16 protein-coding genes are annotated in these 21396 nt (G+C 68.7%); 11 read left to right on the top strand and 5 right to left on the bottom strand.

Going from position 1 to position 21396, the window contains the following annotated elements; all coding sequences use genetic code 11:
* The first annotated feature begins 8 nt into the window (after positions 1-8).
* Both LzC2_RS04395 and LzC2_RS04390 read left to right on the top strand, forming a co-directional pair.
* Positions 9-407: a cytochrome C oxidase subunit IV family protein gene (locus tag LzC2_RS04395; RefSeq protein WP_171184172.1), complete on the top strand. Its 399-nt coding sequence runs from the start codon at positions 9-11 to the stop codon at positions 405-407.
* Between the two features lie 105 nt (positions 408-512).
* Positions 513-1178 carry a cytochrome c oxidase subunit 3 family protein gene (locus LzC2_RS04390; protein WP_171184170.1) on the top strand — a complete coding sequence of 222 codons (666 nt, stop codon included), beginning with the start codon at positions 513-515 and terminating at the stop codon, positions 1176-1178.
* 147 nt (positions 1179-1325) lie between these two features.
* On the opposite strand, the gene LzC2_RS04385 is transcribed toward LzC2_RS04390, so the two are convergent.
* Positions 1326-2156 carry a response regulator transcription factor gene (locus tag LzC2_RS04385; protein ID WP_171184168.1) on the bottom strand — a complete coding sequence of 277 codons (831 nt, stop codon included), beginning with the start codon at positions 2154-2156 and terminating at the stop codon, positions 1326-1328.
* Between the two features lie 190 nt (positions 2157-2346).
* Between LzC2_RS04385 and LzC2_RS04380 the strand changes: the two genes are divergently transcribed.
* A complete protein-coding gene (locus tag LzC2_RS04380; protein WP_171184166.1) occupies positions 2347-3795 on the top strand; it encodes a sigma-54-dependent transcriptional regulator in 1449 nt (482 codons plus the stop codon).
* 29 nt (positions 3796-3824) lie between these two features.
* Here the strand turns inward: LzC2_RS04380 and LzC2_RS04375 are convergent, their stop codons facing one another.
* The gene (locus tag LzC2_RS04375; RefSeq protein ID WP_171184164.1) at positions 3825-4541 is read right to left on the bottom strand and encodes a hypothetical protein; all 717 of its coding nucleotides are present in this window, start codon (positions 4539-4541) and stop codon (positions 3825-3827) included.
* Positions 4542-4629: 88 nt separating this feature from the next.
* Between LzC2_RS04375 and LzC2_RS04370 the strand changes: the two genes are divergently transcribed.
* Positions 4630-5298, top strand: a complete 669-nt coding sequence (locus LzC2_RS04370; RefSeq protein ID WP_171184162.1) for a hypothetical protein — start codon at positions 4630-4632, stop codon at positions 5296-5298.
* Positions 5299-5358: 60 nt separating this feature from the next.
* Positions 5359-7020: an L-aspartate oxidase gene (gene nadB / locus LzC2_RS04365; RefSeq protein WP_171184160.1), complete on the top strand. Its 1662-nt coding sequence runs from the start codon at positions 5359-5361 to the stop codon at positions 7018-7020.
* Positions 7021-7131: 111 nt separating this feature from the next.
* Here the strand turns inward: nadB and LzC2_RS04360 are convergent, their stop codons facing one another.
* Positions 7132-8553, bottom strand: coding sequence for a sulfatase-like hydrolase/transferase (locus LzC2_RS04360; RefSeq protein ID WP_171184159.1), 1422 nt, complete (start codon positions 8551-8553; stop codon positions 7132-7134).
* Positions 8554-8630: 77 nt separating this feature from the next.
* Here LzC2_RS04360 and LzC2_RS04355 point away from each other — a divergent pair, with 77 nt between their 5' ends.
* The 4 genes from LzC2_RS04355 (at position 8631) to LzC2_RS04340 (ending at position 16494) form a co-directional block, all read left to right on the top strand.
* Complete coding sequence (locus tag LzC2_RS04355) at positions 8631-9386, top strand: SGNH/GDSL hydrolase family protein (RefSeq protein ID WP_171184157.1); 756 nt, start codon at positions 8631-8633, stop codon at positions 9384-9386.
* 50 nt (positions 9387-9436) lie between these two features.
* Positions 9437-12970: a PVC-type heme-binding CxxCH protein gene (locus tag LzC2_RS04350; RefSeq protein WP_171184155.1), complete on the top strand. Its 3534-nt coding sequence runs from the start codon at positions 9437-9439 to the stop codon at positions 12968-12970.
* Entirely contained in the window at positions 12967-14388 is a 1422-nt protein-coding gene (locus LzC2_RS04345; protein ID WP_171184153.1) for a sulfatase family protein, read from the top strand. The genes LzC2_RS04350 and LzC2_RS04345 overlap by 4 nt, the downstream gene beginning before the upstream one ends.
* 159 nt (positions 14389-14547) lie before the next feature.
* On the top strand, positions 14548-16494 hold the full coding sequence (locus LzC2_RS04340; protein WP_171184151.1) for an FHA domain-containing serine/threonine-protein kinase: 1947 nt from the start codon (positions 14548-14550) through the stop codon (positions 16492-16494).
* 28 nt (positions 16495-16522) lie between these two features.
* Here LzC2_RS04340 and LzC2_RS04335 read toward each other — a convergent pair whose 3' ends face one another.
* A complete protein-coding gene (locus LzC2_RS04335) occupies positions 16523-17536 on the bottom strand; it encodes a hypothetical protein (RefSeq protein WP_171184149.1) in 1014 nt (337 codons plus the stop codon).
* 193 nt (positions 17537-17729) lie between these two features.
* On the opposite strand from LzC2_RS04335, the gene LzC2_RS04330 reads away from it, so the two are divergent.
* Both LzC2_RS04330 and LzC2_RS04325 read left to right on the top strand, forming a co-directional pair.
* Positions 17730-18563 carry a dienelactone hydrolase family protein gene (locus LzC2_RS04330; protein WP_171184147.1) on the top strand — a complete coding sequence of 278 codons (834 nt, stop codon included), beginning with the start codon at positions 17730-17732 and terminating at the stop codon, positions 18561-18563.
* A 66-nt stretch (positions 18564-18629) separates the two neighbouring features.
* Positions 18630-18851, top strand: coding sequence for a hypothetical protein (locus LzC2_RS04325; protein WP_171184145.1), 222 nt, complete (start codon positions 18630-18632; stop codon positions 18849-18851).
* An 82-nt stretch (positions 18852-18933) separates the two neighbouring features.
* On the opposite strand, the gene LzC2_RS04320 is transcribed toward LzC2_RS04325, so the two are convergent.
* The gene (locus LzC2_RS04320; RefSeq protein WP_171184143.1) at positions 18934-21282 is read right to left on the bottom strand and encodes a hypothetical protein; all 2349 of its coding nucleotides are present in this window, start codon (positions 21280-21282) and stop codon (positions 18934-18936) included.
* Positions 21283-21396 lie beyond the last annotated feature (114 nt).

The raw sequence follows: 21396 nt of genomic DNA, 5'->3' as shown, positions 1-21396 counted from the left end.
GCCCTCTGATGGCCTCCCACGCCGAACCCTCACCGCTGGACCCGCACCTGGTGACCGGCCACGGGCACGATCACAACCCGATCGCCCACGTGATGCCGAAGTGGATGTTGATCGCGGTCTTCAGCGCCTTGTTGGCGCTGACCGCGGCGACGGTCTATTTCGCGTCATTCGAACTGGGCAACTACGAAGTCCTGGTGGCGATGTCGATCGCCACGGTGAAGGCGGTGCTGGTGGCGACGTTCTTCATGCACTTGAAGTACGACAACCCGCTGAACGCCGCGATTCTGTTGTTCAGCCTGATCTTCGTGGGGCTGTTCATCGGCCTGTCGATCCTCGATACGCAGAGCTATCGCGGCGACGTGGATGAGTGGCGGGCGAATCAGGCTTCGGAAGCGGCGGGCGACTGATCGGCGTCGAGTTCGACGCCCGCGCTTGAGAGGCGTCGCGGACGGGTGAAACGCTCAGCCGGTCGGCGGTTTCTATTCCGTCCCCATCCCCCTCGGTTCCCTCCCGTGACCGATCGCTTCGCCGGCCTGCGGTGGAAGGACTGGAGCTTCGTGCCCACGTCCGGTCCCGCCCAACGGCGGACGCGGATGGGGCTGAACGTCCTGCTGTTCGGCTACCTGGGGTTCACGTTCCTCTCGGTGCTGATTCTCTATCTGTTCGCGGCGCTGGGCCGCGCGTCGCAACCGCCCGCGGAGGCGGTTCCTCCGGCCTTCTGGTTCAGCACGGTCGCCGTTCTGGTCGGCGGGGGCTGCCTGCGGTGGGCTGTCCGGGCGATTCGACGGGAACGACAGCGCACGGCGCGGCGACTCACGGCGGCGGCGGTCGTGTGCGGCCTCGCTTTCGGAGCGGGGCAGGCGATCGGAGTCAGCCAGCTACTGGAGGACTGGCATCCGGCCGAACGCCCGCGCGTCGAGGCGCCCGGCGGGGGCACGTATCTCGATCCCGACGCGAAAGTGGCCCTGTCGATGGCGGGACTGGTCGCGATTCTCGTCGCGCTGCACGGGTTCCACTTCCTCGGCGGACTGCTCGTGCTGTTTCTCGCCGCGGCCCGGACGTTCGCCGGGCGCTATGACCACGAGTACCACGCCGGGCTGCTGCTCACGTCCCGCTACTGGACGTTCCTGGACGTGTCGTGGCTGCTGATGCTCGCCACGTTCTATTTTACCCTGTGAGACGTCGGTCAGGCCGAAACACGATTCGACCAATCGACCAATCACGACCACCAACCCGACGCGTCAGCGAGGGACGCATGCCGATCCGGTTTCCCTCGCTGACGCGTCGGGTTGGTACGAACGACGAAGCATTCCCCCGGCCGCCGGTCAGTCGGTCGTCCCGCCGCCCTTGGTCCGTTCGAGTACCCAGTGCACGGCGTGACGGGTGAGCTCGGTACTGTTGGCGAGGTTCAGCTTCGCCTTCAGGTTCTCCCGGTAGCTTTCGATCGTCTTGGGCGAGAGGTTGAGCTTCTCCGCGATCTCGCGCGTGGTGCGGCCTTGGCCGATCTGCTCGAACACTTCCAATTCGCGATCGGAGAGCTTGTCGAGCAGCGATCCCTCCGCGGCGAGATCGCCGGCGGAGCGGGCCACGGTGCGTTCCCGCATCCGCTGAGAGAGATAAACTTCCCCGGAGAGCACCTGACGGACCGCGGAGATCAGCTTGTGCGTCGCCTCCGCCTTGGAGATGTACCCGCCGGCGCCGCTCCGCAGCACCCGCTCCGCATAGAGCGTCTCGTCGTGCATCGAGACGACCAGCACCTTGACGTGCGGGAAGCGACTGCGGATCTGCTTGCAAAGTTCCAGCCCGTTCCCGCTCTTCAGCGACAGATCGAGCAGGCACAGGTCCGGCCGCAACGAATCGATTTGGCGGAGAATCTCCGCCCCCTCGCCGGACTCGCCCACGACCTCCATGTCCGGCTCGCGCCGGATCAGCATCGCATAGCCGTCTCGAACGACGGGATGATCGTCGGCGATATAAAGGCGTGACAGACCGTTTGCCGGCCCCTCGGATGAAATGCTGGAGACGCCCACGCGCGTGAGGTGTTGAAGATCTGTGGAACGATTGCGGCTCCCGGCGGGGCCGGCCCGTTTTGCATCATAGGGGAAACCGCTGCGTAGGCCACAGTTCTGCACCGAACGCCGCTTTATGGCGGCCATGAATGTCTCTTGGGGGCCGTCTGGGTGAGGCAAACCGGCGCTCCGGCGGTGAATCGCCCGCCGGCCAGGTCGGGGGAAACCGGGAATCGGATTTTACTGGCCGCACGGCGACCAATCAGGCAGTCGGGCGACCGCTGTTGCGGGTATGGTCGGGTTCTGGCCGTCCCCTTCGATCGTTAAGCGTCCGCCCGTGCCCCGTCTCCTCGTCATCGACGACGACCGCAGCGTTCCCCTCATGGTCCGCCGCGCAGTCGACGGATTGCAGATCGGCGGGGAGCCGGTGGAAGTCTCGGCGGCACTCACCGCGAGCGACGGCCTGCGGCTTGCCTCCACGGAACGCCCGGACGTCGTGCTACTGGACCTCGTGCTGCCGGGGGCGAAGGGGAGGGACCTGTTCGACAGTCTGCACAAGGAGGATCCCAAGCGGCCGGTTCTGTTCGTGACCGCGGGCGGCACCAGCGACACCGCCATCGAGGCCATGAAACAGGGGGCGTTCGATTACCTCCTCAAGCCGCTCGATCTGCCCAAGCTGCGGGAATTGTTGACGACCGCCCTGGAAAGCCGGCGGTTGATGAGCACCAAGGTCGGGCTGAGCGCGCAAGCGGGCGACTCGATGCCGACGGACCTGTTCATCGGCCGGACCGAGAGCGCGGTGCAGGTTTACAAAAGCATCGGCCTGGTGGCCGCACAGGACGTCACCGTGCTGGTTCGCGGCGAGAGCGGCACCGGTAAAGAACTCGTCGCCCGCGCGATTTATCATCACGGGAAGCGGCAGGATAAGCCGTTCATGGCGATCAACTGCGCCGCGATCCCGGACGCGCTGCTCGAAAGCGAGCTGTTCGGCCACGAGAAGGGCGCCTTCACCGGCGCCGATCGGCAGCGGATCGGGAAGTTCGAACAGTGCAGCGGCGGCACGATCTTCCTCGACGAGATCGGCGACACCACGCTGCCGATGCAGGCGAAGATGCTCCGCTTGCTCCAAGAGCAGCGCTTCGAGCGCGTCGGCGGCAACGTGACCATCAAGACGGACGTGCGGGTGATCGCCGCCACCAACCGCCCGCTGGAGGCGATGGTCGATTCCGGCGAGTTCCGCGGGGATCTGTTCTTCCGCCTCAACGAGTTCAGCATCGACATCCCCCCGCTTCGCGAACGCGGGGACGACGTGCTGCTGCTGGTCGAGTTCTTTCTGAGCCGGTTCAAACGGGAATTGGGTCAGACCGAACTGGAAGGGATCGCCCCGGAGGCCGTCACGTACCTGCGCCACTATGCGTGGCCGGGCAACGTCCGGGAGCTGCAAAGCGTCTTGCGGAAGGCGATTCTGCACAGCTCCGGGCCGGTGATCGTCCCGAAGGACCTGCCGGCGGAGGTCCGCGGCGGGACCGCTGAGCCGCCCAAGGAGACCGGCCCGCCCAGCGATCTCCGTCCGCTGCTGGAAGGGGCGTTTGCGGAGAATTCGGATGACATCTACGCCGACAGCCTGGAACTGATGGAGCGGTACGTCGTCACCCGCATCCTCGACCGCACCGGCGGCAATCAGAGCCGGGCCGCCAAGATGCTCGGGATTACGCGAGGCAGTCTGCGGAACAAGATCCGCGGTCTCGGCATCACCATCGAGCAGGTCATCGGCAGCGACGACTGAGCATTCTCAGACGACACGCTTGTGAGCGGCTAACACACGATTGCCCCGTGCCACAGGTCGGTGCGGCCTAAGCCCCGCAACGCCGACTGCACGCCGGCCGGGTCGGAGAGCGCCGCGAACCGCACCGGCGGGCGGCCGTCGCACTCGATCGTCCAGCCTTTCACGGGCCAGGGTCCGCTGCGACGAATCACGCGGACCGCCTCCCGAGCGAGGAAGAAGGCGCCCGGATCGGCCATCAGATGCTCGGCCAGCGCCGCTGATTCGCCCGCGTCGACGGGGCGGGGTTCAAACACGATCCGTCGATCTCCGCCGCCCCACCCGGCGCCGAACCCCAGGAAGCGGGCCGTCGGCACGACCAGCGCCAGCGGGCCGACCGTCAGCCCCGCCGCCCACCAGGCCGCGGCGACGCTTAGCGACGGCGGTTCGCTCGGTTCGATCGCCACCTCCGGGCGATGCGGCAGGAAGAACAGCCCGCGATCCGTGGTGACCCACAGCCCGCGGTCCGGCAATCCCTTCTGCGAGAACCCAGACCGCGCGACTCGCACTTCGCCGAGGCAGCCGGTCGCGCGACCGAGACGGACGGCCAGTTCCTCAAGCGTCGGATCCTCCGCCGACGGATCGACCCGCCCCGCGCACCGTGGACAGTACCCACCGCCGAGCCGCACCCAGGTGAAGCAGTGCGGACAGAGCAGCCAAGACACGGTGGCCGGCGAAAGGGCGATGCGAACGGAGGACGGGAGTAGCATATTCTTGCCGACCTTCGTCGATACCTGCTGATCCGCTCCCGGCGGCGAATCGTTGCCTCGGAGTCCCCGCTCACTCCGCCGCCGCTCAATGGACTGGATTACGCTCACTCGCACCGAGATCGAGGCCGACGCTCTCCCCCCGGTCTGCATGGAGTGCGGCGAGGACGCTCCCGTCCGGGTCAACCGGACGTTCGGCGTCACGCCGTTCTGGCTGGAGCCGTTTTCGGCGCTCGCGGAACTGTTCATCGGTCTGCTGCCGGGGCTGATCGTCGGCGGGGCGGCGGTCGGCCTGTTCCGGCGCGAGACGAGAATCAGTTGCCCGTTCTGCGAGCGCCACGCGAACCATTGGGCACGACCGTATCACCGCGCGTTGCTGTGGTCGCTGCTCTGCGGGCTGGCAGGCGCCGGCCTCGGCTGGCTGGGGGCGGGGTGGTTTGGAGCCGAGGGGGCGGCCGTCGTGTGGGCGATCCTCGGAACGTCGTTCGGCGCCGGCTCGCTGGCGGCGCTGGCGGGTTTGGCGACCGGAGCGTCCTGCATCGATGCCTCCGCGGCGAATCGGGCCGGCGTGCGGCTCCAGCACGTCTCGCCGCGATTCGTCGACGCGATGAACCGAGTCCGGGATGCCGGCCCGCCGACGAGATTGGGAGACGAACCGTCGGTTCTCGCCGAACGAGGCAAACGCGCGCTGGACGTTGCGGTCTCATCAGTCTCTGGCCTGCTCACGCGCGGCAGCGGGAATCCAGACGCCGGCCGCTAGAATGGCGACACGCGGGGCGTCGTCTTCTGCCCTTCGCCCCCTGCCTCTCGCCCTGTTCCGATGCCGCTCGCTGAACTTTCGCTCGCCAGTCCGCGGCATCTGGTGCGGTTTCACCCCAAGCGGGTGCCGCACATGTTCACGGACGTGCTGATCCTCGGCGCGGGCATCGCCGGCATTCGGGCGGCGCTCGCCGCCCGGGCGGTGGATCCGTCGCTGGAGACGGTCGTGATCTCCAAGAACGCCCTGCGGGAATCGAACAGTGCCTATGCCCAGGGCGGGATCGCGGGCGTGCTCGATCCGGAGGACAACTTCGCTCATCACGCCGCCGATACGATCGCGGCCGGCAAGGGATTGTGTCACCCGGATGTGGTCGAACTGGTGGTCCGGGAGGCGCCGGAGCGGATCGAAGAACTGGTCGAGTACGGCGCGGACTTCGACCGCGTGGCGGACGCCGCGGGCGTCTCGAAACTCGCCCTGACCCGCGAGGGCGGGCACAGTCATCGCCGGATCGTGCACGCCCTCGGCGATGCGACCGGGTGGGAGGTAATGCGGGCGATGCGGCAGCGGGTGCGGTCCGTCGAGAACGTGCAGTTGTGGGAGCAAACCTTCCTGCTCGACCTCCTCACGGTGGGGGAGGGGAAGGACGCCCGCTGTGCGGGGGCGTTGGTCTGGAGTCCCACGCACGGCAAGACGTTCGTCTGGGCGAAGAGCACCGTGCTGTGCACCGGCGGGTGCGGGCGCCTGTTCCGCGAAACGACCAACCCGGACCTCGCCACCGGGGACGGGCACGCGGCGGCCTTCCGAGCCGGCGCCGAGCTGCGGGATATGGAGTTCATGCAATTCCACCCGACGGTCCTCTACATCGCCGGCGGCGCCCGTCACCTCATCTCTGAAGCGGTCCGCGGGGAGGGCGCTCACCTGCTCGACGCCGACGGTCGCCGGTTCATGGGCGACTACAGCGATGCGATGGAACTGGCCCCGCGGGACGAAGTCAGCCGGGCGATCACCGACGTGATGGAGAAGTCCGGCCATCCCTGCGTGTACCTGTCGCTGGCGCACCTCGACCCGGCCATGGTCGCGGAGCGGTTCCCGAACATCGGCCAGACCTGCGAGCGGTTCGGGATCGATATCTCCAAGGACCGCATCCCGGTGCGGCCCGGCGCCCACTACATGATCGGCGGGGTCACCACCGACGAGCACGGCGCCACGACGCTGCCGGGCCTGTGGAGCGCCGGCGAATCGACCAGCAGCGGCCTACACGGGGCGAACCGCTTGGCGAGCAACTCGCTGCTGGAGGGTCTGGTGTTCGGCAAACGGGCCGGCGAAGCCGCGGGCCAATCGGCCAGCGGACGCGGCGACGAGTTCTGCGCCCGCACCGTCGATGCCGATCGGTCCGATCCGCAGAAGGAACCGCTGGACGTCGACGACCTGCGGCGCTCCCTGGCGAGCCTGATGACCCGCCGCGTCGGCATCACCCGCGACGCCTCGGGACTGCGGGAGGCGGACCGGCAGGTGGACTTCTGGGCGCGGTTCGCCGGCACGCAGGAGTTCTCCGAACCGGCTGGGTGGGAGTTGCAGAACATGCTGCTGACCGCCCGTCTGATGGCCGCCGCCGCCGCCGCCCGCGAGGAGAGCCGCGGCACCCACTTCCGCAGCGACTACCCGGACACGAACCCCGGCGCCGGCGAACACGTCACGGTGCGACGCAGCGGCGGGCGGTGAGCGGCGCCGGCAGCCCGAGACGCAAGCCGAGGCCAGTGAGAATTGCAGACGTTGGTTCCCCTCGGCTTGCGCCTCGGGCTGCCATGCCGTGGGGCATTGGCCAGGCCAGCCTCAACTGCGTCCCTTCCACGGGCGTCGCAGCTCGTCCAGCCTTGCCGCGTCCGGCGGGGTGAACGTCGGGTCGTCGCTCGACGGCGGCGCGTCGAGGTCCAGCGTGTCGCCGACCTCTTGCTGCAGGGCTTTGAGGCGGGCGTTCATCCGTTCGATCCGATCGCTCTGGGCCGGATCGGAAGCGAGATCGAGGATCTCGCCCGGATCGGCCTGCAGGTCGTAGAGACGAGTGACGCCGATCTTCGGGAACCGCAGCAGCTTCCAACGATCGTCCATCACGCTTCGCTGGTCCTCCAGATAGGAGCCGAACAACTCGGTCCGACCGCCTTGGCCGCCGGCCAGCGCCCACTGAAAGCTCTGGCCGTGCAGCTTCGCGGGCACGGTCGTACCGCCGGCGGGGTGGATCTTCAGCATGTCGCAGATCGTGGGGTAGATGTCGTGCAGATAGACGAGCGTGTCGCTCTCCCCGTGCGGCACGCCCGGCCCCGCGACGATCAGCGGCGCCCGCATGTCGTCGCTGTACAGCGACTGCTTCCCGAACCGCCCGTGGCTGCCCATCGACAGGCCGTGGTCGGAGCTGAACACGATCAGCGTGTTCTCCAATTGGCCCCGAGATTCCAAGTCTGCGATCAGCCGGCCGATGTGATGGTCGAGACCGGTGATCGCGGCGTAGTAATCGTGGATTTGCGCCCGGGTGTCCGGCAGCGTGCGGGGGAAGGGGGCGAGCAGTTCGTCGCGACCGAGGTCCGAGCCGATCTGATACGGGTGCAACGGCAGGTAGTTCGGCCGGATCGGCAGGTCCGCCGGGTCGTATTGAGAGCGGAACTCTTCCGCCGCGACCCGCGGATCGTGCGGCGTGGCAAACGCGAGATACATCGCCCACGGTCGCGCTTCGTCCCGCTCCTCCAGGAACTCCAACGCCTCGTCGACGATCTCCTTGCCGGGCTGGCCGCTCATGCGGACGGCGTGATCGTTCGAGAGGTATTTGTTGTGTTCGAAGCGTGTATGCAGCAGCTCCGCGGTGTTGCCCTTCTTGCCGTGGTGGTAGGTCTCGTAACCGGCGGCGCCCAGGGCCGCGGCGAAGTTGGGCTTCTGCGGGTCGGCGTAGGTGCGTTTGCCCTTCTGCACCTCATGGCGGAAGTAGGGGCGCCCGGAGAGAATCATATTCCGGCTGGGAAAGCAGACCGCTCCGCTGTTCGCCCCGAGGCAGTAGCACCGCGAGAAATTGAACCCGCGATTCGCGATCGCATCGAGCGTCGGCGTGACGATGTGCGGATTGCCGAGGGCGTGAATCGTGTCCGCCCGCTGATCGTCCGTCAGCAGGAACAGCACGTTCGGCTGTTCCGCCGCGTCGCAGGCCTCCCCGCCGGTGAGGAGGGCCGTGGAGGCCAAGAGGACGCAGGCAAGGAGTCGGAGCGGCACGGCAAGTTCCCATCGGGGGCGGTTCATCCGTAGGATGCCGGCCCGCCGTCCCGCCCGCCACCCGAGAGGGAACCCCCGTGTCCACCACGCTTGCTCTAGCCTGCACGGCGATCGCGTGCGGTTTCGCGGGAGACGAACCAACGCCCGACCCGCTGCTTCGACCCAGCGATCGGGTCGCGTTGGTCGGCGGGAGCTTCTGGGAGGAGGAACGCCGAGTCGGAGAGCTCGAAACCGTCCTCACGCTCGCCGTGCCGGACGTGACGTTCCGCCATCTGGGTTGGGCCGGCGATATGGCGGATCAGTCGGCGCGGCGCTTCTTCAAGTCGGCGAAAGAGGGCCGTGAACACCTGCTGGAGCATGTCGATCTGGTCGACCCGACCGTGATCTTCGTCGCCTACGGGCAGGCCGAATCGCTGCCGGGGGGGATGAGCGTCGAGGACTTCGAGACGAACCTGAATTCGCTGCTCGATGAGTTGGAGAAGCGGACGAAGCGCATCACGCTGGTCGCGCCGACCAGCGACGGGACGGAGGATTACGCGTCGCGAGTGAACGCCGTCGCTGAGGCGCGTGGACTCGTCGCGATCCCGTCGGAAAAGATCGCCCCCGTAACGCCGAGGCCCCGCGGGGCCTCGGCGTTACGGGATCTGATCCGGGAGAAGAACGACCTCTTCCTCCAACGCCACCGGCCGCAGAACGAAACCTATCTCCGCGGTTTTCGCGCCCATGAGCAGGGGAATAACGCAGTGGAGATTCAAAAATTCGAGCCGCTGGTCGCTGCGAAGGATGAGCAGATTCAGGCCTTGCGTTCCAAGATCGTGAAAGACACCGAATGACGTTTCGTCTCGCAGCCCGAGGCGCAAGCCGAGGCCCGTTCGTCGCCCGCGTGCTCTCCCTCGGCTTGCGCCTCGGGCTGCCGTTGGCGCTCTCCGCCCCGGCGTTCGCCCAGCGGGATCTGACGGACATCCCCGAACCGGACCCGGTTGCGGAACAGGCGGCCTTCGCCGTCCCCGACGGCTGGGAGGCGACGCTGTTCGCCGCCGATCCGGACATCGCCAAGCCGATCCAAACGAACTGGGACGCCCGCGGCCGATTGTGGGTCGCGACCAGCCGGGTCTATCCGCAGTTGGAGCCGGGCGAGGTCGCGGACGATCAGATCGTCATCCTCGAAGACACCGACGGCGACGGCGCCAGCGACAAAACGATCGTCTTCGCCGACGGCTTGTTGATCCCCACCGGCGTGCTGCCGGACGCCGACGGGCAGGGGGCGTACGTCGCCAACAGCACCGAATTGCTCTATCTGAAAGACCTGAACGGCGACGGTCGGGCCGACCGAGACGCCCCCGGCGAGTGGACCGTCGTGCTGGACGGCTTCGGGACGGAGGATACGCACCACATCCTGCACACCCTGCGGGCCGGGCCGGCGGGGGAGATCTACTTCAACCAGTCGATCTACATTCACTCCCAGATCGAAACGCCGCTGGGCCTGGAACGGCTCGACGGCGGCGGCATCTGGCGGTACGAGCCGGACGTGGGGAAGCTCGAAGTCTGGGCGCGGGGCTTCATCAACCCGTGGGGCCATCGCTTTGACGAGTGGGGACAGGAATTCGCCACTGACGGGGCGAACGGCGAGGGCGTCACCTACGTCTTCCCCGGCGCCGCGTTCCCCACCGCGGTCGGCACGGACGACATCCTGCACGGCCTCTCCCCGGGTCAGCCGAAGCACTGCGGGCTGGCGATCCTCGACGACCCCGCGATCCCCGAAGCGTGGCGCGGCCGGTTCGTCACCTGCGATTTCCGCGGCCACCGCGTCAACACGTTCGATATCTCGGACGATCCGAACGGCTCCGGCTACGTCGCCCGGCAGAAGGACGATCTGCTCGGCAGCGACCACGTCGCCTTCCGCCCCATCGACGCCCACGTCGGCCCGGACGGCGCCGTGTACATCGCAGACTGGTACAACCCGATCATCCAGCACGGCGAGGTCGATTTCCGCGACCCCCGCCGCGACAAGATCCACGGCCGCATCTGGCGACTGGCTCCCAAAAAGATGAGTAACGCCGCCGGCCCCGCGGGGCCGCGGCTAGTCGACCTGTCGACCCCGAAACTGCTCGATGAACTCGTCTCCCCCCGCCGTTGGGTGCGGGACATGGCCCGCCGCCTGCTGATCGCCCGCGGGGCGGACGCCGTTTGGCCCGAACTGCTCGATTGGGTGGGGGCTCGGCCGGCGGACGACGGCCGGGCTCGGTTGGAGGCGTTGTGGCTCGCACAGGGATTGCGGCTCGACATGCCGGGGCTGCGGGAAGCGGCGCTCGCCGACGACGACTTCCGCGTCCGGGCCGCGGCGACCCGCGTGCTGGGCTTCGCGGTCGAGCGGGGAGACGACCAACGAACCCGCCTCGCCGCCCTCGCCGCCGACCCGCACCCCCGCGTCCGGCTCGAAGCGGTGAACATGCTTCGCAGACTGGGCACGGCGGAGGCCGCCCGTGACGCCTTCGTCGCGGTCGATCATCCGCTCGACGAGAACCTTTCCTACGCGCTCCGGCTGACGGCCCGCGAACTGGCGGACGAGTGGCTGCCGGCGGTCGCGGAGAACCCGGACTTCTTCGGTTCGCCGGATCGGCTGCTGTTCGCTCTCGCCGCCGCCAAGAAATCCGCGGCGCTCCCGCCGGCGCTGGCGCTGCTGGATGCGGGCGAACTGAACAATGAACAGCGGGTCGAGGTATTGAGCCTGATCGGTCGGTTCGGCGACGCCGCCGCGGTCGAACGGGCGGCGAAGATGCTGGACGCCCCGGAGGCGCCGAGGACGGCGACTCTATCCGCATTGGTTGCGGCCGCCCGGCGGAAGATCGTTCCCGCGGACGAGGGGACCGCGGTGCGGGCCTTGTTGATGGTCGGCTCCCCGGCGGAGCGGGCCGCCGCGGCGGAACTGCTGGGACTATGGCGGTCGACGGACGCGGCGGACGAATTGGTCCGAGTCGCCGGCGATAACGCTCAGCCGCAGTCCGTGCGGCGGGCGGCGGCGGAAGCGCTCACCCGGCTGGGGACAAAGGGGCGAGAGCGACTGACAGCTCTCGCCGCGGGGACCGGCCCCGCTGCGGCGGACGCGATCGTCATCCTCTCGCGGGCGGCGCCGAACGTCGCTGCGTCCTCCGCCGTCGAACGTCTCGTCGGCACCGCGACCGATCCCGCGGCGGCTTCGGAACTCGTCACCGCGTTCGCCGCGACCGATGCAGGCGTGAAGGCGTTGACGGCCGCGTTGGCTGACGTGTCGCTGAAGGAACCGGTCGCTGCGGCCGCGCTCCGCGGTCTGGCCGGGAAGGGCAAACGCGTCGCAGCGCTGGAAGCCGCCCTCCAAACTGCCGGCGGGATCGAGCCGATGAAAGAACTGAACCCGGCGGAGTTTCTCGTTCTTGTCGATCGAGCCGCGACCGAGGGTGATCCGGCCCGCGGCCAAGCCATCTATCGCCGGGCGAAGCTGAAGTGCATGGACTGCCACGCGATCGGCGGCGCCGGGGGCCTCGTCGGGCCGGACCTCACCAGCATCGGCGGCAGCGCCCAGCCGGACTACCTCCTCGAATCGCTGCTCAAACCCTCCGCCAAGATCAAAGAGGGCTACGCCACCCTGACCGTGTTGAAGGACGACGGCGTGGTGCTGAACGGCGTGCTCGTCTCGCAGACGGACGAGGAATACAAGCTGAGGGACGCCGACGGCCAAGAGATCGCTGTGCCGGCCGCGTCGGTGTTGCAAGCCGAGGTCTCGCCGGTCTCGCTGATGCCTTCGGAACTGGTGGAGACGTTGCGCCCCGACGAACTGGCGGACCTGGTCGCGTTCCTCGCGGCGCTGGGCAAGAGCGGCGAGTACCGCGTCGCCCCCGATCGTCGTGTGCGGACGTGGCAGGTGGTCTACGGTCCCGAGATGTGGGGCGCCGTCAGCCGCCGGGTGCGAGCGAATGGAATGGGCGACGTCGCTGAACGCCCCGCGGAGTACCCGTGGGAGCCTCGTTATTCCGAGGTCTCCGGCGTGCTGCCGACCGCGGATCTGCCGCTGGCGAGCTTCTTCGGCGGCCGTAAGTACGCCCTGTTGCGGTTCCCGCTTCCCGAAGACGCCACGGCCCCGGTCACGTTGCGCATCCGTGACGAGAAGGGCGAAGGGAACGCCTCCGGCGTGACGCTGTGGCAGATGTCCGACGACGGCGCCGGCGCCGCGACCCGCTACGACCTGGATCGGCTCGCCGAGGGGGACACGGAGGGGGCCGCGATCACCCTCGATCCGGCGAACGGTCGTTCGATTACGCTGGCAGTGAATCCTGACGAACGCGCCGCGACCGGTTTGCGGATCGACCTCGACGATACCCCCGCCGCCCCGACCGGCGACTCAGAATCAAACGTTCTCCCCAACTCGGACGACGCCCCGTGACGGCCCTGCTGCTGACTGCTTTCCTCGCCGCCGCGCCCGCCGATGCGGCGGGGGCCGACGCCGGTTCTCCGCCGGTGAACGTGCTGTTCGTGCTGACGGACGATCATCGCAACGACCATCTCGGCTGCGCCGGTCATCCGGTGTTGAAGACGCCGCACATCGACGCCCTCGCCGCCCGCGGCGTGCGGTTCGAGAACGCCTTCGTGACCACCAGCATCTGCGCCGCCAGCCGGGCGACGATCCTGACCGGGCACTACGAGATCTCCCACGGCTTCACCTTCGGCAAGCCGCCGCTGAGCAAGGAACTGATCCGGGACAGCTACCCGGCCGTGCTGAAGCGGGCCGGCTATCGCACCGGATTCGCCGGGAAGTTCGGGGTGAACACGGCCGACAAGCAGGCCCCGGCGGAGATGTTCGACGTCTACAAGCCGATCAATCGCTCGCCCTACTTCCACAAACAACCGGACGGCTCGCTGCGGCACACGACCGACCTGATCGGCGACGCCGCGGAGCAATTCATCGCCTCGACGCCGGCGGACCAGCCGTTCTGCCTGTCGCTCTCCTTCAACGCCGGCCACGCGGAAGACGGCGACCTGCGCGACCACTACCCGTACCCGGAGACCGAAGCCGAGTTGTACCGGGACGAGAAGCTGCCGCCGATCGGTCCCGCGCCGGCGGGGGCGTTCAATGCGTTGCCGAAGGTCCTTCAGGAGAGCATGAACCGCGACCGCTGGCAGTGGCGCTGGCACTCCCGCTCCCAGCGGGAACGGAACACGCGGGACTATTACCGCCTGCTGAGCGCCGCGGATCGCAACGTCGGCCGGGCCGTCGCGGCGTTGGAGCAGGCCGGGCGACTGGAGAACACGCTGGTGATCGTCACCGGCGACAACGGCTACTACATGGGCTCCCGCGGGTTGGCCGGGAAGTGGTCGCACTTCGAGGAGAGCCTGCGGGTGCCGCTGGTGATCGCCGGGCCGGGCGTCTCCACCTCGATCGACGTCCGCGCCGGTCAGGCTTCTATGGGGCGGGTCGAATCCGCGGTGGCCCTCAACGTCGATCTGCCCGCGACGATGTTGGACGCCTGCGGTCAGAGCGTGCCGGCAGATTATCAGGGCCGCTCCCTGGTCCCGCTGTTAAAAGGGGAGACCGCGGCGGACTGGCGAACGGACTTCCTCGCGGAGCACCGCATGAACAACGCCCGCATTCCCAAATGGCAGGGCGTGCGGGGCGAGCGGTGGGTGTATGCGAACTACTACGAGCAGACCCCTCCGGTGGAGTGCCTCTACGACCTCGAGGCCGACCCGCTGCAGTTGAAGAACCTCGCGACCGATCCGGCGTTCGCGGAGGATTTGGCGACGATGCGGGCGCGTTCCGCGGAATTAGGTCGGATGTGGACGTCGGGCCGAGACGAGCGGTAACACCGGGCGGGTGGAACGGTTCCGTGGGAGTTCGGTGAAAAACGGACGCGGCGAACGGCCGTGCTTTCCCCGCCGGGGGGCGGGGTGATACTTTGATGTCCGGCGCTCGCCGAGTCTTTGACCAACTCCAGACGGCCTGCCCCGGCCGAACCGCACTCCGTGCCCAGATCCCGTCCGACCGCCGGCCGTGCCGCAGCGGATGACCGTCCGGCGGAAGTCGATCGCGCCGGCGACGCCCGTGGGTTCTTCGAGACCCTCGGCAAGAGCGATCTGCTGGCCGCGGATCGCGTCGCCGAGCTGGAGAAGAAGTACGGCCGGTGGAGTCCGCAGGCCGCTGCGGACGAGTTGATTCGGGCCGGTCTGCTGAGCCGGTATCAGGCCGACCGCGTGCGAATGGGGCGGTACCGGGGGTTCTTCCTCGATCGATACCGGCTGCTGGCGGTCCTCGGCGCCGGCGGGATGGGTACGGTGTACGTCGCCCGGGACGAGGGGGACGGCCCGCATCACGGGCAGAAAGTCGCGTTGAAGGTGCTCGCGGAGGGGATGCGCGACGACGCCGGCATGATCGCCCGGTTGAAGTACGAGGGCGTCGCGGCGGGGCGGGTCGATCACCCGAACGTTGTGCACGCGCTGCGGTTCTGCAAAGCGGACAACGGCCCCGGCGATCACCTGCTGGTGATGGAATTCGTCGAGGCGGTCAGCGCCGAGGAGTTGCTCATCCGCGGCGGAGCGGTCAAAAGCGCCGTGGCGTGCGACATCGCCCGTCAGGCGGCGCTGGGACTGGCGGCCTGCCACGAGGCGCACCTCATCCACCGCGACGTGAAGCCGGCCAACCTGCTGGTCGCCGCCGACGGCGCCGTGAAGGTGGCGGACTTCGGCCTCGCCCTGCTGACGGATCAGGCCGCCGCGGAGTTCAGCCTGCAGATGATCTTCGGCCACGACTGTCTGGGGTCGGCCGACTACATGGCCCCGGAGCAGAGCCGCAACAGCACGGAGATCGACGTCCGAGCGGACCTCTACTCGCTGGGCTGCACGCTGTATTCGCTGCTGACGGCCCGCGTGCCCTATCCGGCGAAAAGCCGGCGCGAGGTGTTGAAATCGCACCGTCACGCTCCGGTGCCGGACGTGCGATTGAAAGCCCCGGACACGCCCGCGACGGTGGCCGAATTGGTCACCCGATTGATGTCCAAAGATCCCGCGGATCGGCCCGCCGACGCGACGGAAGTCGCCGCGTTGCTCGAACCGCACGCCCGGCGGAAGCCGATCGCGTTTAACTTCGACAAAATTCTGAACTCGCGGGCCCGCGCCGCGGCCGCGAAATCGGACCGGCGCCGGAAGGAAGCGGCTCTCAAAGCCAAGCGGAAAGCCACGGACGACGCCCCTTCGACTCCGCCGCTCGAGTCCGATCGGGAAACGAAGACGACCGCCGATCTGGACACGGCCCGCCCGGATTCGAACCGCTACGACGATCGGTCTTCGATCCTGACCGCCTCGTCCGTGGGCCGCGGCCGGAGCGCCGCGGATCTTGCGTCGGAGATCTTGGGTTCCGACATCGCCGGCTCCCAGGTGCGTGATTCGCTGACTCGGCTCTCGCACGTCGGTCGGCGATTGGGATCGGACGCGACCGCCGACTCGGATTCGAGCGTCATCGACGACTGGTCCGATGCGGAGAAACCCCCGGCTGCGGAGCCTGCGCCGAGCAGTAAGGAACTCCCGTCGATCTCCCCGCCGACGCGGTTGGTGCCGACCGGACTGGCCGGCTGGTTCCTGCCGCAGATCCCCGTGCGGGGCGGGCGGCTGACGATCGGCCACTCGAAGGACTGCGCGGTGCAGTTGAGCGATGCCGGCGTCGCGGAGGAACACTGCGAGTTCCGGTGGGACGGCCGCGGCTGGAGCGTCGCGGACCTCGGCGGCGGCACCGCGATCAACGAGGCTCCGATCCACGGCGGCGCCCGCGGCGAACTGGGCCACGGAGACGACATCACCTTTGGCTCTCGCACCTATACGATGCGAATCGGCGCCGTCCGCAAGCCGATCGGCCCGTGGATCGTCGCCGGCGCCACCGCCCTCGCCGCCGCGGTCGGCACGGCGATCTGGGTCTTCTAATCCCGTTTGAGGGAGCAGCCGAGCGGGCTTAGTTGCCCATGCTGTCGAGCATCTTTTCGTAGACCGGTCGCAGGGTCGGGAAGTCGCGGGGCGAACACTGCATCACGACCGTGAAGGTCTCGTTCCCGACCCGCACCGTCCCGCGGAGACCGGTGATCTGCCCGCCCAGCGTGCCGGAGGCGGTGAAGACGCTGCGTCGCCCGTTGTCTTTCCCGGCGCGGGGGTCGAAGTTCTCGCCGCCGGTCTCGGAGTAATTCGAAAAGTTCGATTCCACCTGCGACTTCGTAGCATCGTGCTGCGTGAAGATCGGGGTCAGCTCCTCCGGCATTTCCTCTCCGGGGGCGAGTTGGGTGTCGCCGGCGCCGGCGATGTCGCCGAACAGCGACCCGCTGGGGCTGCGACGGACCTGAACCTCGCCGCCCGGACCTTCAAAGGTGGCGAACGACGGTCGTCCGCCGACGCCCCCGCCCACCTTCGTCGTCTCCCAGTTGTCCGGTACGTCGATCGAGAACTGTCGCGGTTCGGGGTGCTCGAACCGAACCAGCGGGCCGGGCGGCTCCGCCGGTTGGGCGCCGGCCAACGCCCACAAGGCTCCCCCGGCGGCCAACATCAGTACCAGCAGCGACCCGCCGATGATCCCCAGCACGACGGGCATCGGGGTCGGCGGCTTCTCCTCCTTTTTGGGGCCGCGTTCCGCGGGAATCGGGTGTTCGTCCGTCAGCGGCCCCTTATTCACCCGAGCGGGCAACGCCTTCTGAGAGCCGCTCTCATGGCCGTACTTGCCGAGGTCCAGGCCGGCGAACAGCTCGCCGCTGTTCCCGCTGCCGCCCGGTTCGTCGGCGGGCGAAGTAGGCCGCTTCCGTTTCGCCTTGGTCTTCGCCGGGCTTGCTTTGGCGGGGCGAGGGTCGGCCGCGTCCGCCTCGGCGGGCACCTGCACGGGGCCGCCGCAGCCGGGGCACTTCACCTTTCGTCCCGCGAACGAAGGTTTCAGCTTGATCGCTTTGGCGCAGTCGGGACAGCGGGTGACGATCGCGGCGGACATGGTGGACGGTCTCCGACGGGGCGACGGGGAAGTTGAACGAAGAGCACTCAAAACGGGGCGATCCCGGAGAGGGACGAAAGGGTCCGCCCCACGCCGAACCATACCGCCCCGCAGCATTCGAGTGGTACGGTCCGCGGAGCCGGATCGTGCGATCCGCGTTGCCGCTTTCCCCTCTCCCGTCAGGCTCGTTCGGATGAGAATCTCCTCCCTGCAGTTCGCCTCGTTCGCCCTCGCCGTCGGGCTGGCGATCGTCGCCCCCTCCGCCGCAAACGCCGAGGTGCAGACGGAGTCAGTCGAGTATCAGCACGACGGCGTGACCTATCGCGGCTACGTCGCCTATGACGATGCGATCGAGGGGCGCCGACCCGGCGTGCTGGTGGTGCATGAATGGTGGGGCTTGAACGACTACGCCAAGCAGCGGGCGGAGATGCTCGCGGAGATGGGCTACGTCGGCTTCGCTTTGGATATGTACGGCGAAGGCAAGACCGCCGGACATCCGGAGGAGGCGGCGAAGTTCGCCGGGATGGTGCGGGACAACGTCGACGACTGGCGGGCCCGGGCGCTCGCTGGCCTGGATCAGTTGAAGAAGCGGCCGGAGACCGACCCAGAGAACGTCGCCGCGATTGGGTACTGCTTCGGCGGCGCGACCGTCCTCCAGATGGCCTACGCCGGCGCTCCGGTGAAGGGGGTGGTCAGCTTCCACGGAGCGCTTCCCGCGGCCTCGGCGGAGGAGGCGGAGCAGGTGAAAGCCGGCATCATGATCTGCCACGGCGCCGCGGACGGGTTCGTTCCGCCGGAGCAGGTGAAGGGCTGCCTGGAACCCTTGGAGAAGGCCGGGGCCGACTACGTTTTCACCGCGTACGCCGGCGCCAAGCACGGCTTCACGAACCCCGGCGCCGACGACCGCGGCATGGACGGCTTGAAGTACGATCCGAAGGCCGACGCCCGCAGTTGGGCGGCGATGACCGCGATGTTCGACGTGATTCTGAAGGGCGAAGAGTTGCCCACCGCCGCGGCCGCCGAGTAGCGCCCCGTTACTTCTACTTCAAAACGTCGAATCGCTCGCTTTCGTCACCCCCTCCCGGACCTCGCCGTGCAACAGATCAAGTTCTTCAAAGCGACCGAAGCCGACCTCGAAGCGCTGGAGTCGGAGATGAACGCCTGGCTGCGCGACAGCGGGGCCAAGGTGGTGCAGATCCTCGGCAACATCGCTCCCCAGACGGTCGTGCCGGACGAGAGTTCGCACGGCCTGACCAAGAGCGCATTCGCGCCAAGCGATGTCCTGATGGCGGTGGTCTACGAACCCGGGGAATGAGCGATTCGGGGGGGCGAGCGAACCCGGCCAAAGAATCGGGGCGCTCGCCTCACTGATCGTCGGAGTTCGCGGGCTACGGGCCTCAAAGATCGCCGGGGACGATGTTGTCCAGATCGATCCCGATCGGGTCGACCGGCGGGACTGCGTTCCCGGCAGCGGGGTCGACCGGTTCGGCGCCCGGCTCGGATTCCGGTTCGGGGGGAAGCAGGGCGCCGTTGCGTTCGAGTTCCCGCACCCATCGCTTGATCGCGCTCTCGCGCTGCGAGGGCGAATCCAGCGGCCGGTAGGACTTCGTCACGCCGGTCAGTCGTTCCAATTCCGCGATCGCGAGGGTGCGGACCGCCAATTCGGGACTCTCCAATGCGGCGATCATCTCGGCGCTGATCCGCGGGTCGCGGGCTTCGGCTGCGGTCAGTCGATCGAGCAGCCGACCGAGGGACAGGCGGGCTTCCGGGGGGAACTCGCGGTCGAGAGCGTCGTTCACGGCCGCGTCCTGTTCGGGGTCGCGGCCGAGCAACGTGCGGAGCCCGTCCGCGGCGACCAGCACGACGGAGGGGTGCGGCGTGCGTTTCAGGGCGCGGGCGAGGTCCTCGGCCCGCCCGGCGAGCGCCAGCGTCGCGACGGCCTGACGGGCGGGGATCTCACGCTCCGCCTCGACCAGCGGCGGCAGCGACACTTCCAACGGCTGCCCGGGCAGCAGCGCCTCAGCGAACTGATCGGCGAGGAGCGTCTCGGCTTCCGTCGGCGGATTGCCCGCGGCCCAGCCCGGCACGCCTTCGGTGAACATCCCGGCGGCGGCGGCCGGAGCCGCCCCGGGGGCCGCCAAGAGTCCTTCGGACGTCACCAGCGCCGCCGTGCTGTCGGCGGGCAGCGGAACGGGCTGCCCCGAGGAGCCAGGCGACAGGTCGACGACTTTGACTGCTCCCCCGAGAACCGCCATCGCCGCTCGCCCCGGGGAACCGGCGAGGTCCGCCCCGGCGCCGCGCGGCCGACGCGGCTCCACGATCACCGCCGCGGTCGCTCCCGGCTGCGGCGTCAGTCGCCATTGCGCTCCCCCGGCGGTGAGGACGATCGTTGCGTTCTCCGTGTCCTCGCTGGCGCCCGCATCGCTCTGGATGCGGATTCGGCCGTTCGAGAGGTTGAGGGCCGACTCAGCGCCCTCCGGCTTGGCGGCGGCGAACAGCGCCCGCGTGCCGCCCAGCAGTTCGATCGACAGCGTCTCTCCCTCCAGGCTCAGCAGCGCCCGCAGCGGCTCGGGAACCACCAGCGGGACGCCAGTCGGAACGGTCTCTCCCACGGGCACCGCGTAGAAGCCGCGACGCTCCGGATCGAGGGCGAACAACCCGCCGCCCTCGGCGACCGTCAGCCGCGCCGCCGGCTGCGGAGCCGGAACGACGGGAACCGCCGTCGCGTCGGGCGTCGTCGCGCCGTCGGCGGTCGCATCGGGCGCGGTCGGGTCGGCCATCACCGATTCGCCGGAGGCGATCGCCGTCGGTTGAGCGTCGGCATCCGGATCGGCGGAGTCCGGGGCGGCGCCGGTTTCCGGCGGCGGGGGGTCGACCGGCATCGTCGTCGCCAAGCGGGCGGCTTCGGCTGCGTCCGCGGCGGCCTCCGCCTCCACGGCGAGTCGCGCGGCTTCTTGGGCGGGCGATTCCGTCGCGGCGCCCTCCGCCTCAACGTCGTCCCCTTGGGTCGCCCTCCCGGCCTCCGCCTCCGCCGCGGCGACGGCGGCGGGAGTCAATCCGCTCGCGTTCGGGTCCGTGGCGTCCGCGTTCTCGCCCCAATTGAACAGATCCGCATCGACGAACAAGGTTCCCAACCAGAGCGCGGCCAGCAGCGCGACCACGGCGTAGGGCAGCCAGGTCCAACTGCTGCGGGTGTTCTGACGAAGATGCTCCGGCAGACCCGCCTCGAATCCCGCTCCGGCCGGGGCGAGGCCGGCGGGAACCGCGGCCATCTCCGGGACCGATTTGTGCGCCGGACGCGCATAGCGGGCGGGGTCGTCCGGGTCGACGGCGGTCGGGGCGAGGCTCACCAGTCGAGCCGCCAGCGTCGGCGGCACGGCGACCGGTTCCGACAGCACCTGGGTGAGAATCTGGTGGCCCGCGGCGACCTCCGCGAGGTGGGCGTCGTCGCTGAGGCAGACCTGCTCCACCGCGGCGACTCGTTCCGGCGGCAGGGCGTTGTCGAGGTAGGCGCCGACCTCGTTCGGATCGAGCGCCGGTCCCGCCGGCTTCGGGGCGCCGGCGTCGCCGCCGGCGGTCGGATCGCCCGGCACGCCCAGACGGCGCCGACGGATCGTTTCCTTCGCCCGCTCCGCCAACTCGCGGGCGGCGGGCGTCTCTTGGAGCTTCGTACCGATCTCCCGGGCCTCCGCCGGGGTCAGTTGATCGTCCAGATAGGCCAGCAGGGTTCGCAGCGTGAGGCGCACGGCGGCGGGGCGGGTTCGAGAAACGAGGTTCTGAAGAAAGATGTGGGAATCGCCGCGCGATTTCGTACGCGAATCGCTGGGAGACGAGCCGATTTTCCGCAGATCGACCCGCGC

Origin of the sequence: Alienimonas chondri (genome assembly GCF_013036045.1) — a bacterium.
GTDB lineage: Bacteria > Planctomycetota > Planctomycetia > Planctomycetales > Planctomycetaceae > Alienimonas > Alienimonas chondri.
This window is presented reverse-complemented; position numbering and strand designations above follow the sequence as displayed.

What these genes read in the sequence shown, in the direction of transcription:
- LzC2_RS04395 (WP_171184172.1), top strand. Translation starts at nt 9, where the DNA reads ATGGCCTCCCACGCCGAACCCTCACCGCTGGACCCGCACCTGGTGACC.
- LzC2_RS04385 (WP_171184168.1), bottom strand. Translation starts at nt 2,156, where the DNA reads ATGGCCGCCATAAAGCGGCGTTCGGTGCAGAACTGTGGCCTACGCAGC.
- LzC2_RS04375 (WP_171184164.1), bottom strand. Translation starts at nt 4,541, where the DNA reads ATGCTACTCCCGTCCTCCGTTCGCATCGCCCTTTCGCCGGCCACCGTG.
- LzC2_RS04370 (WP_171184162.1), top strand. Translation starts at nt 4,630, where the DNA reads ATGGACTGGATTACGCTCACTCGCACCGAGATCGAGGCCGACGCTCTC.
- nadB (WP_171184160.1), top strand. Translation starts at nt 5,359, where the DNA reads ATGCCGCTCGCTGAACTTTCGCTCGCCAGTCCGCGGCATCTGGTGCGG.
- LzC2_RS04335 (WP_171184149.1), bottom strand. Translation starts at nt 17,536, where the DNA reads ATGTCCGCCGCGATCGTCACCCGCTGTCCCGACTGCGCCAAAGCGATC.
- LzC2_RS04330 (WP_171184147.1), top strand. Translation starts at nt 17,730, where the DNA reads ATGAGAATCTCCTCCCTGCAGTTCGCCTCGTTCGCCCTCGCCGTCGGG.